At 30.5% G+C, this 23,563-nt stretch carries 28 protein-coding genes and 2 pseudogenes; 21 read left to right on the top strand and 9 right to left on the bottom strand.

The features are described from left to right. Positions 1-344: 344 nt before the first annotated feature. The 10 genes from OC535_RS04160 to OC535_RS04205 all read left to right on the top strand — a co-directional run bounded on the left by OC535_RS04160 (position 345) and on the right by OC535_RS04205 (position 6,922). Positions 345-1,031, top strand: coding sequence for a LytR/AlgR family response regulator transcription factor (locus OC535_RS04160; RefSeq protein ID WP_024720815.1), 687 nt, complete (start codon positions 345-347; stop codon positions 1,029-1,031). Further along, positions 1,015-2,277, top strand: a complete 1,263-nt coding sequence (locus tag OC535_RS04165; protein WP_081721099.1) for a GHKL domain-containing protein — start codon at positions 1,015-1,017, stop codon at positions 2,275-2,277. The genes OC535_RS04160 and OC535_RS04165 overlap by 17 nt, the downstream gene beginning before the upstream one ends. Next, on the top strand, positions 2,278-2,694 hold the full coding sequence (locus tag OC535_RS04170) for a hypothetical protein (RefSeq protein ID WP_024720813.1): 417 nt from the start codon (positions 2,278-2,280) through the stop codon (positions 2,692-2,694). 491 nt (positions 2,695-3,185) lie between these two features. After that, positions 3,186-3,458, top strand: coding sequence for a 30S ribosomal protein S16 (gene rpsP, locus OC535_RS04175; RefSeq protein WP_024720812.1), 273 nt, complete (start codon positions 3,186-3,188; stop codon positions 3,456-3,458). 2 nt (positions 3,459-3,460) lie between these two features. Next, complete coding sequence (locus OC535_RS04180) at positions 3,461-3,709, top strand: KH domain-containing protein (RefSeq protein ID WP_024720811.1); 249 nt, start codon at positions 3,461-3,463, stop codon at positions 3,707-3,709. A gap of 40 nt (positions 3,710-3,749) precedes the next feature. Next, positions 3,750-4,259, top strand: coding sequence for a ribosome maturation factor RimM (gene rimM / locus OC535_RS04185; protein ID WP_024720810.1), 510 nt, complete (start codon positions 3,750-3,752; stop codon positions 4,257-4,259). Further along, entirely contained in the window at positions 4,249-4,968 is a 720-nt protein-coding gene (gene trmD, locus OC535_RS04190; protein ID WP_227051798.1) for a tRNA (guanosine(37)-N1)-methyltransferase TrmD, read from the top strand. The genes rimM and trmD overlap by 11 nt, the downstream gene beginning before the upstream one ends. A gap of 105 nt (positions 4,969-5,073) precedes the next feature. Then, positions 5,074-5,424 carry a 50S ribosomal protein L19 gene (gene rplS, locus OC535_RS04195; RefSeq protein WP_024720808.1) on the top strand — a complete coding sequence of 117 codons (351 nt, stop codon included), beginning with the start codon at positions 5,074-5,076 and terminating at the stop codon, positions 5,422-5,424. 165 nt (positions 5,425-5,589) lie between these two features. Beyond that, the gene (locus OC535_RS04200; RefSeq protein WP_227051796.1) at positions 5,590-6,660 is read left to right on the top strand and encodes a competence/damage-inducible protein A; all 1,071 of its coding nucleotides are present in this window, start codon (positions 5,590-5,592) and stop codon (positions 6,658-6,660) included. A 10-nt stretch (positions 6,661-6,670) separates the two neighbouring features. Beyond that, positions 6,671-6,922: a fatty acid kinase subunit FakA-related protein gene (locus tag OC535_RS04205; RefSeq protein WP_024720806.1), complete on the top strand. Its 252-nt coding sequence runs from the start codon at positions 6,671-6,673 to the stop codon at positions 6,920-6,922. A gap of 58 nt (positions 6,923-6,980) precedes the next feature. Here the strand turns inward: OC535_RS04205 and OC535_RS04210 are convergent, their stop codons facing one another. Next, entirely contained in the window at positions 6,981-7,859 is an 879-nt protein-coding gene (locus OC535_RS04210; RefSeq protein ID WP_498823242.1) for a LysR family transcriptional regulator, read from the bottom strand. Positions 7,860-8,017: 158 nt separating this feature from the next. Here OC535_RS04210 and OC535_RS04215 point away from each other — a divergent pair, with 158 nt between their 5' ends. The 3 genes and pseudogenes from OC535_RS04215 to OC535_RS04225 all read left to right on the top strand — a co-directional run. Then, positions 8,018-9,295 carry an adenylosuccinate synthase gene (locus OC535_RS04215; protein ID WP_498823243.1) on the top strand — a complete coding sequence of 426 codons (1,278 nt, stop codon included), beginning with the start codon at positions 8,018-8,020 and terminating at the stop codon, positions 9,293-9,295. A gap of 12 nt (positions 9,296-9,307) precedes the next feature. Beyond that, entirely contained in the window at positions 9,308-10,855 is a 1,548-nt protein-coding gene (gene guaA / locus OC535_RS04220; RefSeq protein WP_498823244.1) for a glutamine-hydrolyzing GMP synthase, read from the top strand. 190 nt (positions 10,856-11,045) lie between these two features. After that, positions 11,046-11,111, top strand: a pseudogene (locus tag OC535_RS04225) (hypothetical protein); the annotation flags it as partial. Positions 11,112-11,149: 38 nt separating this feature from the next. Here OC535_RS04225 and OC535_RS04230 read toward each other — a convergent pair. The 3 genes from OC535_RS04230 to OC535_RS04240 form a co-directional block, all read right to left on the bottom strand. Beyond that, positions 11,150-11,401 carry a hypothetical protein gene (locus OC535_RS04230; protein ID WP_498823385.1) on the bottom strand — a complete coding sequence of 84 codons (252 nt, stop codon included), beginning with the start codon at positions 11,399-11,401 and terminating at the stop codon, positions 11,150-11,152. Positions 11,402-11,443: 42 nt separating this feature from the next. Continuing rightward, complete coding sequence (locus OC535_RS04235) at positions 11,444-11,605, bottom strand: hypothetical protein (protein ID WP_498823245.1); 162 nt, start codon at positions 11,603-11,605, stop codon at positions 11,444-11,446. A 112-nt stretch (positions 11,606-11,717) separates the two neighbouring features. Further along, complete coding sequence (locus tag OC535_RS04240; RefSeq protein ID WP_498823246.1) at positions 11,718-11,915, bottom strand: hypothetical protein; 198 nt, start codon at positions 11,913-11,915, stop codon at positions 11,718-11,720. Positions 11,916-13,271: 1,356 nt separating this feature from the next. On the opposite strand from OC535_RS04240, the gene OC535_RS04245 reads away from it, so the two are divergent. From OC535_RS04245 to OC535_RS04280, 8 genes are all read left to right on the top strand, one after another. Next, positions 13,272-14,570: a TnsB C-terminal domain-containing protein gene (locus OC535_RS04245; RefSeq protein WP_027089463.1), complete on the top strand. Its 1,299-nt coding sequence runs from the start codon at positions 13,272-13,274 to the stop codon at positions 14,568-14,570. Next, a complete protein-coding gene (locus tag OC535_RS04250) occupies positions 14,570-15,331 on the top strand; it encodes an ExeA family protein (RefSeq protein ID WP_498823247.1) in 762 nt (253 codons plus the stop codon). Before OC535_RS04245 ends, OC535_RS04250 begins: the two co-directional genes overlap by 1 nt. Before the next feature lie 214 nt (positions 15,332-15,545). Continuing rightward, positions 15,546-16,076 (top strand): DUF6431 domain-containing protein, encoded by a 531-nt coding sequence (locus tag OC535_RS04255; RefSeq protein ID WP_222704623.1) that lies wholly within the window; start codon positions 15,546-15,548, stop codon positions 16,074-16,076. A 75-nt stretch (positions 16,077-16,151) separates the two neighbouring features. Continuing rightward, the gene (locus tag OC535_RS04260) at positions 16,152-17,399 is read left to right on the top strand and encodes a DDE-type integrase/transposase/recombinase (protein ID WP_027088813.1); all 1,248 of its coding nucleotides are present in this window, start codon (positions 16,152-16,154) and stop codon (positions 17,397-17,399) included. After that, entirely contained in the window at positions 17,399-18,199 is an 801-nt protein-coding gene (locus tag OC535_RS04265; RefSeq protein ID WP_498823190.1) for an ExeA family protein, read from the top strand. Before OC535_RS04260 ends, OC535_RS04265 begins: the two co-directional genes overlap by 1 nt. Further along, positions 18,186-18,503, top strand: coding sequence for a DUF6618 family protein (locus OC535_RS04270; protein WP_027088811.1), 318 nt, complete (start codon positions 18,186-18,188; stop codon positions 18,501-18,503). The genes OC535_RS04265 and OC535_RS04270 overlap by 14 nt, the downstream gene beginning before the upstream one ends. 223 nt (positions 18,504-18,726) lie before the next feature. Beyond that, on the top strand, positions 18,727-19,065 hold the full coding sequence (locus tag OC535_RS04275) for a DUF6618 family protein (protein WP_498823073.1): 339 nt from the start codon (positions 18,727-18,729) through the stop codon (positions 19,063-19,065). A 69-nt stretch (positions 19,066-19,134) separates the two neighbouring features. Then, positions 19,135-20,352 carry a hypothetical protein gene (locus OC535_RS04280; RefSeq protein ID WP_498823248.1) on the top strand — a complete coding sequence of 406 codons (1,218 nt, stop codon included), beginning with the start codon at positions 19,135-19,137 and terminating at the stop codon, positions 20,350-20,352. A 1,008-nt stretch (positions 20,353-21,360) separates the two neighbouring features. Here the strand turns inward: OC535_RS04280 and OC535_RS04285 are convergent. The 5 genes and pseudogenes from OC535_RS04285 to OC535_RS04305 form a co-directional block, all read right to left on the bottom strand. Continuing rightward, positions 21,361-21,696, bottom strand: a complete 336-nt coding sequence (locus OC535_RS04285; protein ID WP_498823249.1) for a hypothetical protein — start codon at positions 21,694-21,696, stop codon at positions 21,361-21,363. A gap of 71 nt (positions 21,697-21,767) precedes the next feature. After that, positions 21,768-22,004, bottom strand: a pseudogene (locus OC535_RS04290) (DUF961 family protein); the annotation flags it as partial. Beyond that, positions 21,937-22,335 carry an IS66 family insertion sequence element accessory protein TnpB gene (gene tnpB / locus OC535_RS04295; RefSeq protein ID WP_498823250.1) on the bottom strand — a complete coding sequence of 133 codons (399 nt, stop codon included), beginning with the start codon at positions 22,333-22,335 and terminating at the stop codon, positions 21,937-21,939. The gene tnpB and the pseudogene OC535_RS04290, both read right to left, overlap by 68 nt. Further along, positions 22,329-22,619 carry a hypothetical protein gene (locus OC535_RS04300; protein ID WP_498823251.1) on the bottom strand — a complete coding sequence of 97 codons (291 nt, stop codon included), beginning with the start codon at positions 22,617-22,619 and terminating at the stop codon, positions 22,329-22,331. The genes tnpB and OC535_RS04300 overlap by 7 nt, the downstream gene beginning before the upstream one ends. A 94-nt stretch (positions 22,620-22,713) precedes the next feature. Next, positions 22,714-23,547 carry a hypothetical protein gene (locus tag OC535_RS04305; protein WP_498823252.1) on the bottom strand — a complete coding sequence of 278 codons (834 nt, stop codon included), beginning with the start codon at positions 23,545-23,547 and terminating at the stop codon, positions 22,714-22,716. Positions 23,548-23,563: the final 16 nt, after the last annotated feature.

A 23,563-nucleotide genomic window follows, 5' to 3' on the forward strand; every position in this document is an offset into this window, starting at 1 on the left:
CCTTTAAAATTATTATTATATTAAAAGGAAATATAAATAGCAGTAAAATTAAGATTAATCAAAATGGGTGTTAAATGGCTTCTTTCGATAGAATTGTTGCAGATTCAAGAGATAAATATTTTTGTCTGCATCTTTTATCAATGCAATACATATGAACAGAAAATATTAATTAAGTATAATGTAAGTGGAATGTAAACAACATGAGTGGTATAGATGGTAATAAGTTAGTATGCTATAATGTGATTGTAATAATGAAGTTTAGTAAAAGAACATATAAATCTATTGTTCTAGACTTTTATATAAATTTATTAATAGATTATTAGTTAAGTTGAAAGGAAAAATTCATGAAAACAGCAATAGTTGACGATAACAAAGACTTCCTTTTAATAATAAAAAATGTTCTAATTGGCATAAATAACCAGTTAAATATTACCTGCTTTGAAGATGGTTTTACTTTCTTAAAGAAAGCAATGGAATATGAATTAGTCTTTTTAGATATAGACATGCCTAATATTGATGGAATTACGTTATCAAAATTACTCGGCGAACATAATATTAATATCATATTTGTTACAGCACACGAAGAAAAAATGATCCAGGCATTTGGCAAGAATGTTGTTGGTTTTGTTTTAAAAGACAACCTAAACAATGGATTAACTAAATTATTAAACAATTTAAGTATAGAAGCAAACAAACCTTATTTAATGCTTCCAAATAAGCAGACTGAGATAAAAATTTATTTTGAAGAAATTATGTATATTTCATATTATTTACACGATATTAATTTTCATCTTTTGAACCAAAGAGATATAGTAGTTAAAAATAGAAATTTAAAAGATTTTGAAATACTGCTAAATAGTGATTTTATGTTAATTAATCGCAGTACCATTATTAATCTAGCATACGCAGATGATTATAGAAATGGAAATATATATTTAATGGGAAAAAAGCTGCCGGTGAGCCGAAGAAGAGCAAAAGACCTGCAAATAAAAATTATCGAAAGGAAATTAGCACATGTTAAAAAATATTGATATAATCGTATATATATTGATGCAGACAGTGATTTTGTTTTCTGTTTGTTTTTGTTTTCAGGATAATTTTAATCTCTCGCTTAATAAACCAAAAATATTATTTTCATCTTTAATTGGATCGATTGTTTATTTTATATGTTTTAAGTATTTTTTTATAAATATTTTTATCTTAGGGATAATTTTATTAATTATTTTAGTTGGTATATTATATGCTATTAATTTCGAAAAGTTATATTTAATTATTTTTAACTCATCCATAATTATAATTACATATCATATTATGTTCATTATTGTTAGCAGGTTATCTCGTTATCCGCTAGATAGTATAGACATAACTGATTATTCACTGATTATATTCTCTTGGCTGGGAACATTGATATTATTTGTCGTTACGTACTATACTTGTAATAAAAGTTTTTTCATACCTAATAGCAGTAATGCACTTCTCTTTATTTTTTTCTCAATATCAATGTTATTGATTGAGTTGTGCTGTTTAAGTATAATGCCAAATTTTTCAGATTGGAGCATATATAATTTTTCAATATTTATTTTACTTGGGTTATTATGTTTATTTGGAATTATAATTTCAAATACATTACAAACAATGGCTAAAAAATTTGAAAAAGAAAAACAATTAAATTTAAGCAATATTTTTTCAAATATTTATCTTGATCAATTTAAAAAAGAGAAAGACAATTTATCAAAAATAAGGCATGATTATAAAAATCAATTAATTGTGATACAGCAGTTAATCGCACAAAATAAATATACTGAAGTACATAATTATATCAATGATTTGACAAATAGAATAGTTGAGAAAAAGAATATGGTTTTTACTAAAAATTTAATTATTGATGCATATATAAATTATGTTATTGCAGATCACAACGATATTAATTTTAATATTGAAAGTAATAATTTATCAGGTTTCGATAATATGACGACAGATTTATTATTAGTAATAATGAATCTAATGAATAATGCTATTGAAAATATTGGTGAAGAAAAAAAAGTCGGTGCATTTTTTGTATTAAAAGATGGACAGTTTATTATCAAAGTAGAAAATACGTGTTATTTTAATCCGTTATTAAAGAAAATGAAAACAAGCAAATCTGATAAAAAAAATCATGGTTACGGAATAGAGATAATTAAAGATATTGTGGATAAATATAATGGCTCATATTTTACCAATTATCAAAATGACATATTTGTTACATACATTATATTAAACACAGGAGAAAACTAAATGAAAAAATTAATATTTAGAGGTTTGTTATTTACATATATTTTAATACTATTAAGTTTTATTTATGCACATAGCAATTTAGGTGGACTTGAGGGTCTTTCTTACACAGAAAAGATAATTAAATGTTCAAATTTTGTGCCATTTTGTAATTTTGGTTCCCCAAAATCACTCTTGATTTCATTAATTATTTATACACCAATAGCTTTATTATCAAGAGATAGTTTTAATATGTTAAATAAGCAAAAAGCCTTTTATCTATTTATTATTATCCTGATTATTTTTATCAAACTGGTACAAGTGTTGACATTGCGTGGATATTTTGATGTCAATGATATTATCTTTGGTTTTGCTGGAGCAGTATTTGTATATGAATTAATTGGTGTGATGATTTCCAGGATAAATAAAAGCATCGTTTAACTTTTTAACAAGTAATCTTTTTGTAACTTATTATTATCTTACATTTTAAGATGTTACAGTAAATGTTGAAACTAGTGATAATAGCTTAATTGGAGTATATACAGTTGAGTATGGTCATATTTTTAGAAGATCATAAAAGAAAATTTAGAAGACAAATAGTTATTTATTGTACTATCAATTTATAGGTGATTTTTTATTAAAAGAAGAATTCTATTTTTATTAATATATTAGATTTATAAAAAAATGTTTAGCGTATAATTATAAATTAGATGTTTTAAATAAAAAGAATGAAATGATGTTTTTTGTTGTTATGCATGTGTGTGTTTATCACTATTTATTAATTATGTGAATTGAGCTAAATAAATGATATAAGATTTAAAAGATTAAAAATTATATAATTAAAATAAACTAAAGGTGTCAAGTAAAAAAGCTTGACACCTTTAAAATGTTATGTTAAAGTGTACAAGTAAATTAATTAGGAGGAAATATAAATGGCAGTAAAATTAAGATTAATCAGAATGGGTGCTAAGAAAGCTCCTTTCTATAGAATTGTAGCAGCAGATTCAAGAGCTCCAAGAGATGGACGTTTTATTGAATTATTAGGAACTTATAATCCTTGTACTAATCCTGCACAAGTTACAATCAAAGAAGAAGAAGTATTAAAATGGTTAAATAACGGTGCGCAACCATCTGATACAGTTAGAAACTTATTATCTAAACAAGGAATTATGAAAAAATTTGCTGATTCAAAATTAGGTAAGTAATTATGGATTATGCTAAGATTCTTAAAGATATCGCAATTGAATTAGTTGAGGATAAGGAACATTTAGAAGTTCGTGAATTGCCTTCGTTAGAAGAAAATGTTGTTGTTTTACATGTTTATTCTGCGCAAAGTGATATTGCTAGATTAATCGGACGTAAAGGAGCAATGGCTAATTCAATTAGACAATTAATGTCAGTTGCTGGTCGTAAGACTAATAAGAAACTAGATATTAAGTTTGAATCGTATGAATAATGATAGATGTGCTGAGCACATCTATTTTTTTGGAGGTAAGATGGAGAAAGTTAAGGTTGGAAAAATTATTGGAAAACATGGCTTAAAAGGTGAATTGAAAATAAGGTCAAATAGTGATTTTGGTGCGGTGAGATTTAAAAAAGGTAATTCTCTTTATATTCGTTATCAAGGTGTGGATCTAGAGTTTGTGATCGTTTCATCTAGAATTCATAAAGGTAATTATTTGGTGGCGTTTAAAGATAATCAAGATATAAATTTAGTTGAAAAATATGTTGGTTCATTTGTTTATGGATTAAAAGATGATGAATTGTTAGATGAGGATGAATATTTTTATAGTGATTTGATTGGTTTGCAAGTAGTAAGTTTGGAAGGAAAATTAATTGGTAATGTTACTTCTATTTATGATAATGGACGTCATGATATATTGAATGTTGATCATCATGGTAAAAATGTGGCTATTCCTTATGTCGATGCTTTTATTAAAGATGTTGATTTAGATAATCAAATAATTAGAGTTCAGTTAATTAAAGGGTTAATTGATGAAGATTGATATTTTGACGTTGTTTCCTGAAATGTTTACAGGTTTTCTAAATACATCAATTATAAAAAGAGCTATTGATAAAGAGCTTGTTAAAGTAACGTTACATGATTTTAGAGAATTTTCTAATGATAAACACAAACATGTTGATGACTACCCTTATGGTGGTGGTCAAGGGATGGTGTTGATGTGTGAACCAATAGTTGAGTGTTTAAAGACAATTTGCAGTGATAAAAGTATGGTTATTTTAATGTCGCCCCAGGGATCAACTTTAAATCATGGCTTAGCGGTTGATTTGTCGCAGCAGGAACATCTAGTTATTATTTGTGGACATTATGAAGGTTTTGATGAAAGAATTAGAAATTATGTTGATATGGAAATATCTATAGGTGATTATGTTTTAACCGGAGGCGAGCTTGGCAGCATGGTCGTAAGTGATGCTGTTATTAGATTACTAGATGGTGCAATCAAGGAAGATAGTCATCAGGATGATTCTTTTAGTCAGGGGCTTTTAGAGTATCCTCAGTATACTAGACCACAATGTTATGATGGTAATGAAGTACCAGCTGTTTTATTAAGTGGGCATCATGAAAATATTCGTAAATGGCGAAAATATCAGGCTCTTAAAAAAACTTATTTAAAAAGACCAGATTTATTACGATCATATCAATTTGATGAAGAAAGTTTAGAAATGATGAAAAAAATTGAAAAAAATGATTGATTTTTACTAGTGTTTTCTTTATAATGAAAAAGTCGTGAGACTGCAGATGTTCCGCTGGTTAATCGAATGAACATTCAAGACAATTTTTGGAGAAGGAGAAGAGAAATGAATTTACAATTAGTAGAACAAATTACTAAAAAACAATTAAGAAATGATATTCCTCAATTCAAAGCAGGGGATACATTAAAAGTATTTGTAAAAATTAAAGAAGGTGACAAATTCCGTGTCCAATTATTTGAAGGGGTTTGTATTGCAAGAAAAGGTAGCGGTATTTCTGAAACATTTACAGTAAGAAAAATCTCATACCAAGTAGGTGTTGAAAGAACTTTCCCAGTTCATACACCAATCATCGATCATATTGAAGTAGTTAAAGTTGGTAAAGTACGTCGTGCTAAATTACATTACTTACGTGGATTATCAGGTAAAGCTGCTAGAATTAAAGAAGTTAGAAAATAAGAAATGGTTCGCCATTTCTTTTTTTGTTATAAATATTTAAATTTAGGTTAAAGATATGTAATATTAGTATTTGAAAATAACATCATCTTATATAAAATGATTATATGATTGGAAAAATGGTTAAAATTATTTATAATATAGATATCGTTTTAGGAGGAATAATGCATGAATGTAGAAATTATTAATGTTGGTACAGAATTATTACTTGGTGAAATTGTTAATACCAATGCCGCATATATTCAAAAGATGTGTAAAGATTTAGGTTTTAATGTTTATTTTCAAACTACTGTTGGTGATAATCCTGAGCGCTTTAAACAGTGTTTAGATATTGCTTTTAAACGAGGGGCTGATTGTGTTATTACAACAGGTGGTTTAGGACCAACGCAGGATGATTTAACTAAAGAACTATCAGCTCAATATTTAGGATTGGAGTTAGTATATTTAGAAGATGAAGCAAAAAAGGTTGCAGAGAAATGTCGATTTGTAACTACATGGGGTGAAATTCCTGAAAACAATTTTAAACAGGCCTATTTTCCTAAAGGATGCTATGTCTTAGAAAATGAAGTTGGAACTGCTAATGGCTGTGTAATGTCTCAAGATGAAAAAATGATCGTTAATTTACCTGGTCCCCCTAAAGAGATGAAATATGTTGTTGATCATGTGTTAAAAGCTTATTTAAGTCAGTATAAAAAAGATATTATCTATACTTATGATTTTTTAACTATGGGAATTGGTGAAAGTAAGGTTGATGAAGTGTTAGAAGATTTAATCAATCAGCAAAGCGAAGTAAGTATTGCTTTGTATGCTTCAGAAGAAACGGTGCGTATCCGTCTTGGTTGTAAGGCTGGTTCAAAGGAAGCTGCTGATGAAAAAATGCTACCGATTAAAAAAAGGATCGAAGCTGTAATTGGTAAATATATTATTAGAGAGCCTAATTTAAAAGAGGCTTTGGCTAAGATCATGCCGACATATTTTATTATTTATAATTGTGATAAATTTAAATTACGTGATGGTTTTAGTTTAGGTGAAAATCATAGTGAAGAAGTACTGACAATGACAATTGATTGTTTAGATCATCGTTTAGGTGTGATCGTTAAAATCAAACTTGAATATTTAGGTCGTAAAGATTATTTTGAAGTACCGTTATTAAAAGATCCGACTTTATCATACAGTAAGTTAGAATCAAGGATCATTAGTCGGGTATATCAGTTTTTAACACAGCAGAGTTATAATTAAGGAGAAATGAATGCTTGAATTTAGATATGATACTCAATTATTAATTGAAGGTGAAAATCTTGATGAAGATGTAATTAATGATTATATTACAAAAAATTTTAAAGGTGATTGTTTATTAGCGGTTGGTGATGATGAGTTGATTAAAATTCATTTTCATACTAATGAACCATGGTTGATCTTAGAGTACTGTGCTACTCTTGGAGAAATTTATGATATTGTTATTGAGGATATGGATCGTCAGTCAAGAGGATTAAAGGGTTAAAAAATAGTTTTTATTGAGTCGCATTATATTAAATAATGCGGCTTTTTTGAACTTATAGTTAATCGTTATTTTTAGCAATTAATTCAATAAACTTATTAGTAGCAATTGACTGGCTACGTCTTTTAGGATAAGCATAACCAATACTTCGTTTAGGGAGTGGTTGCGTAGTTTTGATTTCATGAAGAATTCCCTGGTCAAGTAAATCTTGCGAAAATTCTTTAATAACACAAGAAATTCCTAAACCAGCTCGAGCAAAGTCTAGTAATAAGTTATGAGCTCCTAATTCAATTGTTGGTTTTAATAGCAGTCCTTTTTCTGCAAAATAGTTGTCGATACGGTTTCTAGTATTTGATGATTTTTCTAATAAGATCAATGGTTGATTAGCTAATTCATCAAATGAATAGATATGATCATCTATGTCTTTAGAAACAAAGATATCATGAACTTGAAAACATTCTTTAATTACAAGTGAATCATCTTTAATAGGCAGGTTTAAAAATCCGATATCAATTTGATCAGATTTTAATAATTCTCGTGTTTCTAAGCTAGTACGATTAATAACTTTAATTTTAACCCCAGGATATAACTGTTTAAATTTAACAATATAAGCAGTTAAAAAATACTCGCTAAATGTATCTCCAGCACCAATGATCAATTCACCTTCTTTTAGTTCATGATAGTTAGAAAGCTGGTTTTCAACCCCAGTAATCAGTGCTAAGGCTTGATCGATTTGTTGATGAAGTAATTTTCCTTCTTTGGTTAAAGTAACCCCTTTAGAGTTACGAACGAATAATTGGATTTGTAATTCTTTTTCGATACTGCTAATAGTTTGGGATACGGCTGATTGTGAAATGAATAAGTTTCTAGCAGCTGTAGAAAATGATAAGGTAGTAGCAGCTTCATTAAATATTTTATATTGTTCTAGTTTGATATACATATAAGTACTCCTTATATCATAGTTATAATATATTAATTTTACTAATGACTAACTCTATAATATAATGATTACGTAAGTTAGTCAAATATTATATTATTGATGCAATTTTATATTTAATTGTATATAATGTAAGAGTAAATAAGAAAGGTGTGAATTTAATGGCTGGAGTAGTCGTAGTAGGAAGTATGTGGGGAGATGAAGGTAAAGGTAAGGTTACCGATTATCTTGCTCAAAAGGCTGATGTTGTAGTTCGATATGCTGGTGGGAATAATGCTGGTCATACGATTGTTTATGATGGAAAGAAATTTGCTTTGAAATTGATTCCTTCAGGTATTTTTAGTGGTCATGAAGTTATTATGGGTAATGGAATGGTTGTTAATCCTAAAGCGTTTTTAGAAGAAGTGAAGTATTTAGAGGATGCTGGAATTGATACTAGTAAAATTAAAATAAGTGATCGTTGTCATGTTATTTTACCTTATCATATGGAAATTGATGCTATTCAAGAGGAACGTAAAGGTGCTAATAGCATTGGTACAACTAAAAGAGGAATTGGACCTACATATATTGATAAATATAGTCGTATTGGTATTCGTATGGGTGAGTTTATTGATGAAGAATTATTTTTAGAAAGATTGAAAGAAACTTTCCCAATGAAAGTTATGGAATATCCTGAATTAGAGGGTAAATTTACAGTTGAAGGTATTTTTGAAGAATATAAAGAATACGCTAAAACTATTGCTCCTATGGTTTGTGATACTGGTATGTTGATTGATGAATATTTACAAGCTGACAAAAAAGTTTTATTTGAAGGAGCTCAAGGAGCAATGCTTGATATTGATTATGGAACATATCCATATGTTACAAGTTCGCATCCAGGTGCTAATGGTGTATGTGAGGGTGCCGGAATTGGACCATTATATATTAAAGAGGCAATTGGAATTATTAAATCTTATACAACAAGAGTTGGAGCAGGACCTTTTCCAACTGAATTATTTGATGAAACTGGTGATTTAATTCGTGAACGTGGTCATGAATATGGGACAGTAACTCAAAGGGCTAGAAGAACGGGATGGTTTGATGCAGTTGTAGTAAATCAATCAAGAAGAATGTCTTCTTTAACAGGAATTAGTTTGATGTTATTGGATGTTTTAAGTGGTTTTGAAACGCTTAAGATTTGTACTGCTTATAAATATAATGGTGAAATTATTCATGGTTTACCAGCTACTGTCAAAGGAATTGAATCAGTAGAACCAGTATATGAGGAAATGCCAGGATGGCAGGAAGATATTACTAATGTTAAATCATTTGAAGAATTACCTGTTAATTGTCAAAATTATATTAAAAGAATTGAAGAGTTAGTTCATTGTCCAGTAGTTATGTTTTCAGTAGGGCCTGATCGTGAACAGACTGTTGTTTTAAAAGATATTGAATTTTAAGGAGGAAGATGCGTGAAAAGAGAGTTAGTTATTGTTATTGATTTTGGTGGTCAATATAATCAATTAGTGGCTCGTAGGGTTCGTGAATGTAATGTTTATTGTGAGATTTATTCTTATAAGACAGATATTGAAAAGATTAAAGAAATGAATCCTAAAGGAATTATCTTAACTGGTGGTCCTAATAGCTGTTATTTAGAAGATTCTCCAACATATAAAAAAGAGTTGTTTGAATTAGGGGTTCCAGTATTAGGTTTATGTTATGGAGCTCAGCTGATGCAGCATATTTTAGGTGGTAAAGTTGAAAGAGCTGATGTTAGAGAATATGGTAAATCTAATTTAATTGTAAGTGATAAAGATTCTAAGTTATTTAAGGATGTTCCTGAAGAATCAATTTGCTGGATGAGTCATTTTGATTATATTTCTAAGATTGGACCAGGTTTCAAAATTACTTCTTATACAAAAGATTGTCCAGTAGCTTCTTGTGAAAATGCTGATCAAAAGTTATATGCAATTCAGTTCCATCCAGAGGTATTACATACTGAATATGGAAAAAATATTTTGTCTAACTTTGTTTTAGGTGTATGTAACTGTAGTGGTGATTGGCGCATGGATTCATTTGTTGAAGAACAAATCAAAGCAATTAGAGAAAGAGTTGGTAATGGTAAAGTATTATGTGCTTTATCTGGTGGAGTTGATTCTTCTGTTGCTGCAGTATTATTATCTAAAGCAATTGGGAATCAATTAACTTGTGTCTTTGTTGATCATGGATTACTTCGTAAAAACGAAGGTGATGAAGTAGAAGCAGTGTTTGGACCAGATGGGCAATATGACTTAAACTTTATTCGTGTTAATGCTCAAGAAAGATATTACGCTAAATTAAAAGGAGTTACTGAGCCAGAAGCTAAACGAAAAATTATTGGTGAAGAATTTATTCGTGTTTTTGAAGAAGAAGCTAAAAAGATTGGGGCAGTAGATTTCTTAGTTCAAGGAACTATTTATCCTGATGTTGTTGAAAGTGGATTAGGCGGAGAATCAGCAGTAATTAAATCTCATCATAATGTTGGAGGATTACCTGATGCAGTAGATTTCAAGGAAATCATTGAACCATTACGTGATCTTTTCAAAGATGAAGTCCGTAAAGTTGGGTTAGAATTAGGTATTCCTGAATATTTAGTCTTTAGACAACCATTCCCTGGACCAGGACTTGGAATTAGAATTATTGGTGAAGTTACGGGTGAAAAAGTTAAAATTGTTCAAGATGCCGATGCCATCTATAGAGAAGAAATTGCTAAAGCTGGTTTAGATAGATCAATTGGTCAATACTTTGCAGCTTTAACAAATATGCGTTCTGTAGGGGTTATGGGTGATGAAAGAACTTATGATTATGCTGTTGCATTACGTGCAGTTAACACAATTGATTTCATGACTGCTGAAGCAGCTCAAATCCCATATGAAATATTAAATAAAGTTATGTCTAGAATTATAAATGAAGTTCGTGGGGTAAACAGAGTAATGTATGATATTACTTCAAAACCACCAGGGACAATAGAATTCGAATAGTCGGAGCTAAGCTGTAAAGCCTTTACTTATAAGGGTTTTACAGCTTTTCCTTTATAGAATTGCATTACGATTGCATTATTTTTCATCAACTTCTCTATGATAGATGTAAACGTCAAAGCAATAGGCAATTGTAGTGAATGGAATTCAGTAATAAAATAAAGTCATCTTATAAATGGAGGTGGCTTTTTAAATGACACAAAGAAGAAACTGGAAAGCAGTTTTTGATGATTGGGAAGCAAGCAATTTGCCTATAAGCATTTACTGCAAAACAAATCATATATCAACATCTGCTTTTTACAAAAACAAACGATCAAAGGCTCTGATCCAGTTGACAAATCGATTAGCACTTTCACGTTTACCTTTGGTTTCAGGAGTTCTGACATCACATAATTTCAGTTTAACTTCCAAATCATCAAAGAAACTTTTGATGATTGGATGGATATTCCTTTCACCATCTTGAAAAGAAACAACAGCACTCATATTATCTGTCTTAACAGTCTTTGTTTTACCACCAATCCTTTTAAAAGTTTCAAGAAGACAGCGCATAAAGTCTACAGAAGTCTTACCACGTGAATAAATGAATACATGTTATCTGGAATATCCAAGAGTAGCAGAAAATACATCATATTCATATAATACGCCATCTTTAGAATGTGTATGTAACTTTTCTTTCCAGTCACATTGTAATTGTTCGCCAGGAGCAGTTTTATAAAGAACATGAGGCGTACTATCTGTTTTTTTACATGTCAAATTCTTACGCCAGGTATAAGATTTAAAACTGGAATAATCACCAGGAAGATCACCGTTATTTTGATAATACAGAGATTGAAAACAGCCATTTTTGTAATAGATGGTAAAGCCATCAAAGACAGAATCTCATCATAATATTTATCCCACTTACTTTTTCGCTTAACTTTTTTCTGTCAGGAATTTTACCATTTATATGATATTTTTTAACAGTATGTCTATCCATTTTATATTTTCTGGCCAAATCACTATAATTTGGTTTTATATGAAAATCATCCATAATTCTTAATTCTCCTAATAAATTATCATCCATCAATTTTGTTGCACCTCCTTTCCAAAGGAAGTTTAACAAAACAAAAAGATAACGTCATTTGATTATTTATATTTCACCATAATTGGTGAAAATTAAACTAACCAAATTGGTTATCTTTATATTAACATTATCATTTCAAACTTTGGATGGCCGTCCGCTTGGCGGCCTATTTGTAGGGCTTGATATATGCCGTGGCCATGGGCGTTCCTCCATTTCTCAAAATTAGGCACAATGATGTCTGGAGCAATAATGCTTGTGCTAAACAAAGAGGTATGATACACTCTATAAACATAGAGAGGTGATAATTGCTTGAATAAAACTGATACAATTATTTTTATGAGTGCATACGAAACGACCAAATACTCAAAGTCTAGGCAAATTTTTAGGAAAACATCAGCCTTGTCTACATTGTTAAACCGCAAATTCTCTACAAAAAAAATAATACAAAAACTGCAAATAAAAAAAACAAACGGATTAAGAAAGATGCCGTTTCAAACTGCACTGCATCAACCTTAATCTGTTTTTTATTTGCAGAATAGTGTATGATATCTATCGATCAATATTATGAAAGGAAAAAGAAAAGAAACAGCCCGTTAAAGCTTCTCACCCTCTAACACTGTCCCTTTTCAATCGTCAGTTGATACTGATGATACAAATTATATGATACAGGATTTTATACTCAATATCAAGTCAGCTTTTGATTCTCAAAATATTAAATTCTATAATGAACCTTCTTTTTCACAAATCCGCGATTTCGAATTCTACTGTCTCAATCATTTGGAGCTGTCATCTTTACATACTCATAACGGCATCGTCTGTAAATCTTCCAATATCAAATATTATCAGTCCTATCAGAGACATTATATCTCTTTTCATAATGGCCAAATTGATGATCAGATGCTTGAAGTCCCTGTGATGTACTGCCGTAATGACGGTCATTTTCATTCTATTTTGCCTGCTTCTTTTATCATACCTCATTCATCATATTCCATATTTTTTGTACTTCATGTCCTCTCTTTGAAGATGTTTTCTTCATTGACCATTGAAAAAATCGTCAATATATTTCAGATATCTGTTTCAACACTTTACCGCTGGATAAAAAAATATTCATATTATTTAAGGATATTCAGCTTTTTAAAAAATAAATATCATATGCATTTCTTCATTCATTTGATCTATGACTACGAAAGTCTCATCAGTGATATTTTCGGTATGACTCTTCATACTCTTTTTCAAAACAGTCGCAAGCTGTTTCAATCAATATCCTGATCGTTCTTGAAAGATAATCAAATAAATATGTTGGCAATGTCATTTCATGATTGTCTGTTCTATACTCAAATCAGGAGGTAAAATAATATGAATATACAAAAAACAGACAGCTATGAGTATCGAAAGCTTGTAGCACAGGTCAAATTTTCGATGATTGCGCCAGTTGTTTCACATACATTTACTGATGATTCTATAACTGCCTATTTCAAGCGCATTGGAAACAGTGAAATTGAATGGCCTGATGGTACAAAACGCCACTTTTCTGGACAGACAATGAAATACTGGCTCCATATTTACAGAAAATTTGGCTTTGAAGGACTTATGCCTAAAGATAGACTCGATCTTGGGAGAGTCAGGAAACTTGATGAGGAACATAAGAAATATATCGCTAATCTCATTAAAGAATATCCTAAAATAACAGGAGTTATGATCTATGAAAAAATGATCGAAGATGGTGTGTTAAATCAAGGAGACTGTTCGGTAGATACGGTTCAGCGTTATATCAAAAACAGTGGTTTAAGAAACGGACAGGGTAAAACACTGACCAAAGAAAGAAGGGCTTGGGAATTTGCCCATTCATGTGATGGATATGAAGCTGATACATGTCATACATTTTATATTTTTGATAAAAATGGAGAATATCGAAAAACATATCTGATAGCTATTATTGATAATCATTCAAGGATGATCGTTGGTGCTGAATTCTTTTTCAATGATAATGCAGTCAACTTTCAAAAAGTGTGGCATGATGCTGTTTTAAGGTATGGGAGAAGCAAAGTCATTATCTTAGATAATGGAAGCAGCTATAAAAATAAGAGCACAAAAGAAATAGAAGCAAAATTGGGAACTAAGATTATCTATAATCCCCCTTATTCTCCAACGGGAAAAGCTGTTATTGAAAGATTTTTTCATACCATGAAAATGAGATTTTTAGATGTACATAAAGGAAGTGATTATCAGTCACTCCATCAATTGAATGATGATCTCAATAAATGGATCAATGAATACAACAGAACGGTCCATTCATCCATGAAAGATGATGAACACGATAATCATACACCATTTGAAAGGTATATGTATGATATGAGAGATATTGAAGTATCAAGACTTTCCAATAAATCACCGGCTGATTATTCTTCATGGCTTGATGATGTATTTCTTCATGAAACGACAAGAAAGGTTAATGGAGATTCAACAGTTCTTATAGAGAATGTATTATTTGATGTTCCTTCTGTTTATATAGGGATTCGAGTTATTATTCGTTATAATCCTCGTACTTTTGAAGGAACATATCTTTATGATACATCACAAAAGAAAAAAGTATTCCTAAAGAGAACAGATAGAGTTGAAAATGGAAAAACAAGAAGAGAGGAGATCATTTACTGATGGAAATGACAACATATTATGGAATGGATAAAAATCCTTTTACCAAGGATGCAACAGTTTCAACACTTTATGCATCGAATGATTTCAATCAGATGACAAATAGACTGGATTTTATCATACGTTCAAGGGGTATTGGTGTATTTTTAAGCAGTCCAGGAATGGGAAAGACGACATGTTTAAGAAAGACACTTGAATCACTCAATCCAAATCGTTATGTCGTCATCTATATATGCATGACAACTATAACAGCGATTGATTTTTATCGTATGCTTAATGATGCACTTGGTCTGGAAGAAACAACGAAGAAATCGCAAATGTTCAATCAGATACAGGAAGAACTCAAAAGACTGACATCAGAAAACAAGATGGAAGTCATCATAGCTGTTGATGAGGCACAGTTTTTAAGAAAAGAAGTACTCAGAGAATTCATCATGCTTATGAATTTTGATTATGATTCTAAAGATTACTGCACACTTATATTTGTAGGGCAGAATGAATTTTTAAGAACATTAAGACTCAAATCACTTGAACCATTTAGACAACGCATCAATATGAATTATACATTTACTGGCTTCAATGAAGAAGAGGTCAAAAACTATGTTGTCTCAAGACTCAAATCAGTTAACTGCAGAAGCGATCTTTTCAAAGAAGAATGTTATCATACACTATATTCATTAATGAATACTTCTGTAAGAATACTCAACCTTTTAATAAACAAGAGTCTGATACTGGGAATGCATTATAAAAAAGATGTTGATTAGCACATTATATAAAATAAAAACAATACCATCCAGTCAATTAAAATTAATAAATGCAACAAAACAGTTAGAATAATTTGATAAAATTATATGCAAGTTATTCTAACTGTTTTATTATTATATAAAGGAGTTAAACATACGAAAAAAGAAAGGGTCATCGGTTCGCCTTCCTGCCTTTCTTTTCCCAAAAAACAAAACGTATGTTTTGTACAAGATTATGATAACATTTCAAACCTTCAATTTCAACAATTATTCTCAAGATTCATATGACCTTGATATTTCATCTCTTGCTCTTACTAAAATCAAATGTACATGCGGTTCTACTGGTCATTTTCACAGACATGCTGTCTATCCCCGTTATTTAACTCTTGATTCTGACAATACTATTTTAATTTCTATCGTTAGAATCAAATGCGAAAGCTGTAACTGTACTCATGCTCTTTTGCCCAGTATTATCATTCCTTACCGGATTTTGTCCAATCCCTGTATAATAAAAATAATCCAGTCCTATCGCAATGTCAGTGATTCTGCTTCTGTTATTTCTAAAATAACTGGTTTTTCTAGAGAACTGGTCAAAAAAATTATTGCCTTTTATATTAAATTTCACAAAGAACGTCTCACTTCTTTTTTGGCTTTTTTTGGTAGGTGTGACTTTGAATGTTTTGATTTCATAATAAATTATTTTTCAGAATATCATGTTATGTTTATGCAGCATATTTCAACTAAAAATATGATCATTTTTACATGATTTCTTTTTCCCATACCCCTTCCTTTGAATATGCCTCCACTCTGTTATATGGTTAGGTCAGGAGGTGTATTCTATATGAATAACAGTAAAAAAGAAGATTTAAACATTCAAATTGCACTTTTCAGGTATGAACTGATCGTTCCCGTTCTTAATGAAACATATCCTGACCGTTCTGCGCTGCAGTACTACAAAAGAATTACGTCTACTCCGTTTCGGTATCCTGACGGCACTTCTAAAGAATTCTCTTTCCAGACTGTACGGTACTGGTATGACCTGTACCGCAGGGAGGGATTTAATGGGCTGATGCCAAAAACACGTGAAGACAAGGGGCATTCACGCAAACTGACCAAAGATGTAAAAAATAAAATCATTGATATGAAAGCAAACAACTCCAGGATGACCGCCACTTCCATTTATCTAAAACTGATAGAAGATGGCGATATATTGAAAAAAGATGTATCACTTTCAACAGTATCAAGATTTATTGCCTCAAAACCCGAACTTAACCGAATACCTGTTGAAGATATGCGGGCCTTTGAAATGGAACATTCCAATGACATGTGGCAGATGGATACTACTTACTGTTCCTATATTAACGATGACAGCGGGCATAAGCTCAGAACATATCTGATCATGATTATTGATGATCATTCAAGGATGATTGTTGGTTATGGATTTTTTCTCGAAGACAATGCAGTAAATGTTCAAACCGTATTAAAGAGAGCTGTAACTAAATACGGCATACCAAAAAGAATTTTTACTGACAACGGCACACCGTACAAGAATGAACAGCTGCCACTTATCTGTGCTCAGCTGCAGATTCAGATAAGTCGTGCAAAAATCTTTCATGGCAACCAGAAAGGAAAGGTGGAGCGGGCCTTTAAATCAGTAAAGGAACAGTGGATGTACAATACTGATTTCAGCCAGTTTAAAAGTATCGAGGATATAGATGCTGCTTTTGGTATATATGTCAATCAAAAAAACAATTCTCCACATGCATCATTAAACGGTCAAACACCATTGAATGTATTTATGGATGATTCAAACTTAATCAGGAGAATCGATTCAAATTTACTTGAAAAGATATTTTATCATACGGTTACCAGAAAGGTAGCCAATGATGCAACAATCAGACTCAATACCAGAATTTATGAAACAAAACAGGAATATATCGGCACAAGAATAACAGTTAAATACAAACCGGATTTAAGCAACGTTTATATATATGAAAATGACAGTTATATAGAAATCTTTGAAGTCAGAAAGGTTGACAATTCCAGAATAAAAAGAAATAAACCATTATTTGCACAGGAGGATTCATGATGAAGGATTTTAAGATTTATTACGGACTTGAATTCAATCCGTTTGAAAAAGGACAGCCTGATATAGAAATATCTACAAATGATTTTAAAGAAGCACTTGGTCGGCTTAACTATCTGAAAGATGTTCGAGGAATTGGACTTTTCACAGGACGCAGTGGAACTGGCAAGACATTTATCATGAAAAAATTCAGTGAGACACTAAACCCAGGACTGTATAAGGTTATCTATATGCCAATGTCTACATTGACAACGATTGAATTTTATCGTGAGCTGAGCAGTCAGCTTGGGCTGGAACCACAGCATAAAAAAATAGATAATTTCAGAAATATACAGAGCTATATAAAAAGTACTGTCGATGAAAAAAGGATCGTACCAGTGATCATACTGGATGAAGCTCAGTTTTTAAAAACTGATATTCTTAATGATCTTATAATGCTTTTAAATTTTAATTTTGATTCAAATAATTATGTAATTTTGATCCTGTCAGGAACACCAGTATTAAATCACACTGTCAACAGAGCTGTGCATGAAGCATTGAAACAGCGAATTGTAATTCAGTATGAAACTTCTGGAATGAATGAGAAAGATATCGAAAGGTATGTGGTTGAAAAGCTAAAAAAAGCAGGAAGAACACAGCCGCTGATAATGCCAGATGCGCTCAAGGCATTATCAAATGCAAGCCAGGGATCATCAAGAAAGCTGAATAATTTATTGACCCACTGTTTAATAATAGGAGCAGCCAGAGAGAAAATGGTAATCGATAATGAAACAGTAATGGAGGCAGCAAATGAAATCGGATAAAACAATAAGATATAACTGCAGATATAAAAAGCAGGTATGGAAATGTGAAATAAGAAATATAAAAAAAATCAATGAAATAACATCATTCAGTATAAGCGGAAGAAAGAGCAGGTATGACATATATTTAATTCAGCTGGGACAAGAGCGTTGGATTGGTATACCAGAGATAAATGTATCAAGTCCATTAAGTACGTTAGATGATATTTTTTGGAACAGTGAAAGGATTGGAAATATCATGCACAGCATAATTGATGGTGTAATGATTGCAGAAGGATTAAAATTAATATATGAAAATGCAGTGTAAAGCTGCATTTTTGTTACTGTTAAAGTATAAAATAAAGTGCGGATATTGTCTAAAATAGTATAACAAATTTAATTAATCGTGATGATTTTACATTTAATACTGTCTAATTTAATTTGAAAAAAGTTAGTTAAATTAATTCGCTAAACAACAAAAAGATGTAATAGATAGTGAATTAATAATGAAAGCAAGCAAGGAATTGATGATTGGGTAATGATTATGGATTATATATAGAAATTCACAAGAAGAAAAGTGTGTAGGAACAATAGAAGGACTGGTAATAACACCAGTATATGATTTTTCAATAAAAATAAAAGATAAAATAATATGGTGTCAGATGGAGCATTTATTAAATGAATGGTGCATACATTTTATTGATATTAGAAAAAATGTAGAACTTGCACATCCAAGAGATGTCTATTGGAATATGAAAGCGATATATGAAGTATTTGAAGATATTGAAATAAGTTTAAAAATAGCATATGGAATAAAAGCGATATATGAAAAAACAAGAGAATGCATAATTGCATTCTTTTTTTATTTAACAGATAACAAGTTAAAATAATTTGCGGTTACAATTCAAAAAGTATAAAAATCTGATTATTTTAATTTGCAGTTGCAAAGTGGGGAGAGTTTGCAGTTTAACACTACATTATTAGACAAATATCATCTTTCCTACATATTGAAAGATGATAAGCTGATATCATCCAAAGGAGCATTAGAATTATGTGCTGAGTACGACTATGTTCAACAAAGCACCGCCTTTTCTTTCTCTCCTATCAATAAAAAAAGTGATATTGGGAGTTTTGAAGAAATTGTAAAGCAAACTGGTTCATGTATTAAATTGCTTCATGCTCAATCTGTGCTGTCTGATCTGGTGTATTTTAACATTGACTTTTTTATTTTGATGGAGCAATTTCTGGTGTATATCGGGGAACATATTTTTCAAATTGATCCAGTTATATTCTCATTAAACAGAGCATTAATTGTTGCTTTTGAGGTCATAGATTTTGAAACGGGCAATCCACTTAAAAAAGATGATGTTTTGGGAAAGCTGGGCAATTATAATCTGTTGACTGTTAATGGGTATCAATATTTTGGTGAAGCATCTATAACACCAGCCAACAACAAAATATCCGAGATCGTATATAATAATATTAGCAGTTTCTTTTCTGAAATGACTGGGAAAAAGTTCATACCTGAAAACTATTCTTTCATCCATAATACACTTGTACTATCAAATGATATTGATGATATCGCAGGCTATTTTTGTAAACTCATAGGTACAAAGGAAATACCATCCCCACTTGTAAATATTAGCACAACAGAGAACTATCAATACTATCCACAAGATGGAAGTTGTGTTATTACAAAATATAACTCAAATGATGTTGATATTCCCTTATACAATGGAATTATACTTGAATCTATTAAAATGTATGTATATTTGACACAAATTATTAATTTAGAAATAACCTCAGGCATAAATAGGGTAATGCGCAACGATCTGTATTTAGAAAATTTGTTTTTTGCCCCTCATGTTCCGATAGAAACCCATAATTTACTCAACTACATATATAAAACAAATACCTTTCAGCATCAAAAGGAAGCAACAAAGTTGAAAATTTCATATATGACCGCTGAGAATGACTCAAAGAAAAATAGGAACGGTGTACTTCTCAATATTCTTCTTTACATTGTTTCGCTGATAGGAGCTATTGGTACGCTTGATACTTTGGAGGATCAGCTAAGCATACCGTTTGAGTATAGTTTTAGTGTGGTAATTTTGATTTTCTTTGTACTGGGAATAATATGGGGAATTATTGAGTGGCACCAAAACAAACGTTTTTAATTTACATCAGAATAAGTTTTTCTAGCTTCTGATTAGTGTGGCCAGAAGCCGGAGTAAAAGGGAGCAATCCGGGATCACACCCTTTTATCACAGGTGTACCACCTTAGAACACTGCTGGAGCATATCAGACAGCTCAGCACGCTAGTGTGACAGGTTCCTTCCTGACAGTAATTTCATCAATAATGAAGAAAAACGTTTAGTATATGCTGCTTCCTCCCATACTCGTCTTAGGTATTCCAAATACTTCATTTTCAGCAATTAAATGAATTATAATTGTAATTACTCGCCCAATCTGTCTTTAGAATGGAGAATCCGCTGCGGCATGCCTAAATTCTCTGAAAAAAGATAGAAATTTTTTTGTCGTGGGATTGACATACGGGTGTCGTAACGCATGAATCTTGATACGGTGTACGTCAGCCAGTCCAGCCAATTTTTCTAACGCTCTGGGAAGTGTGGTCTTGCTGGTAGGTGTACCGTTGTAGCTTAATACCAATTCACATTTTGGAAGAACCTGCTGCTGAACCTTTTTCCAAATCTTTAATTCATTGAGTGTGTCAGTGTCAAATTATGTTAATATTAACATAATTTGACGTTTACGTTTTCATGTTGTCCTCCAATCTTAAAATTCTACATGAAAAAAGCAGCAAACCTTGTAGATTTACTGCTTCATAGTAAAATGATTTATGTATTTTTCTCATTTAATATTTTATAGTGACGTAAAATTACACGTACTTTATATGTAGAAAATCTTTTGGTTCTTCTGTAAAAGATAAGAATCAACAAAACCATAATAAATATAACTATAAAATTTTGAACGCCGAGGGATTTCATATTACATATAAAATAGGCAATTAGACATAAAGGAAGTGACACTATTAAACTACGACTCATAGCATACAGTGAGTTTATTCTATTGACTTTATCATTTTTTCCGCAGGTTTCTAAAAAAGTTTTGCACTGATAATATACATACTCATTTTCATTTTTACTATAAACGTGGTTATTGACTTATATACTTAATATATTGTTTGCAAGCTCTCTAAAAGATTTTAATTCTAATTCATTATCAATAATTTTATTATCATCATTTAGAAAATCAGACCTTGCTTTTTCTCGGAATTTAAAACAATTTTTATCAATAGCTGAACTAGCTTCTTGTAAAATCAACCCCAAGAAATAACTCTCTAACATAAATAGGATAACATTGATAATATCATTATCCGTATTTTCTATTAAATTCACCAATGGTAAATCAAGATAAAAACTTACAACAACCACCAACATTCCAGATAAAAATACCCCGAAAAAATCATATAATCCAACTTTATCTAATGCACTATCCACTTCGTTTATCCCCCCTTATAAAATATAGCATATTATATCACTTTAATCCATATTATACAATCAATCGGGTTCTATTTGGTTTTCGATTCTGATTTGTCTGGAGCATGGTTATTTCCAACCTGTTTGTTCTTCAAGACAATATCATCTGCCTTGATATACCAGTCAACGTCTGCTCCTTGAAAAGTAGCAGTTGCCACCGTATCAGCCACAGGGTTGATGATTTCCACCTCTGCGTTGTAGTCAAACTCCTTTAGCGGAACTGTGGCAGGAATACTTACCTGTATCATGCGACCCTGTTCCTTGCACTTTGTTAATCCGAAATTTCTGCTCGACTGACAGACCATCAAGAAGCCAGTTCAGCTGTTTTTTATCAATGATTCTTGCTTCATTTTCATCTTTCGGCCATTGAAACTTATCTTCTGATAATTTCTTTGTCAATAATTCAAAACCATTATCATCCCAGTGAAGAACCTTCAATACTGTTCTCTTCTTATTGCAAAACAGGAAGAGTGAATTGGAGAAGGGATCAAGTCGATAGGTATTCATGGCTTCACTGGCTAGACCATTAATTGATTTACGTCCATCAGTTGGACCACATATCAAATAAAGATGATCTATATTTTTTGTATCAATTAACATATACTCTTCATCACCTTTAAAACATCTGCAAGATGATTATGATCAAAATCCTTTCCAACTTTTAGTTTCATTCTATTAACATCAATTAGTATATAGTTTTGAGCTGTTCTTTTTTGACTGTGTTTTAAGTCAACAATCAATGGCTTATTATGTCGATTATTAAAACGCTTTTTAAGTTCACTAATTTCTATATGTTTTTTTGAACAGAATGACTGGATAGATTCATGACAAGGTAGCTGATCAAATTCATCTAGTATGTGATTCCAGTTAATTTCATTACTCATAATAGAAAACCTCCTTTTTTTAAGACAACATTATTATCCCATAAAAAAGTGAGGTTTGTTAGTGTGTGAATTATAGAGGACTTACAAAAAATTATTATTGTTTCTTATATTTATAGTGATAAATTCTATTTTGCAAATCAATTATAAATAAAGATATCATCGATGCTATAAAAATAGCAATATTACCAACAAAAGTTGGTTCTATAATATCATTTAAAAGTATATGTGATGGAATATGAAGTATAAATAGTACTATGTAAAATATTTTTATTGTTTTAGCAAGTTTTTCTGCTTTTTTACTTTTTATTATTGAAACACAAAAATCAAAGAAAACTGTTATTATTAATATAATAATATAAAAGAAAAAACTGAAATTATAAATTTTAAAGTTGAAAGCAATTAACCCATATGGAATATAAAAATTCAAGGAATATGCCAATGCAATTAATCCGTCATATCCCATTGAAACTTCATCAGGATAATCTTTTTTATTTGTAAAATTTGCTATAATAAAAAGAAAAATACAAATTAAAGCTGTAATGATCATGACTATCGTATTAATTGACATTGTGAATAAAACATCTAAAAAAAATGAATATATAGAGATTGTAAAAATCGATTTTGCATAAGAAAAAATATTTTTTAACTTTATTTTATCGTTTTCATATAATAAATCAAAAGAATACACAAATTCAATATATGAAGCAATATAAAAAAACGGTGACAAAAATCCTGTTTCAAATATTTTGAATGATGTGTTGTCAAAAAGGAAAAAAATAATAATAAAAATAAATAATGTCAAAATAATTGATATGTGGAACATACTTTTGAATATGTTGATTAATGCAGTTCTTAAATTGTAACTAATAATACTAGTTATTAATAGCATTATTAAAAATATCAATGTATAGATTGTTTCAAAATTCATATTTCTTGTAACTCAC

The organism is Clostridium sp. Marseille-Q5894 (assembly GCF_946902305.1).
Lineage (GTDB): Bacteria > Bacillota_I > Bacilli_A > Erysipelotrichales > Coprobacillaceae > Thomasclavelia.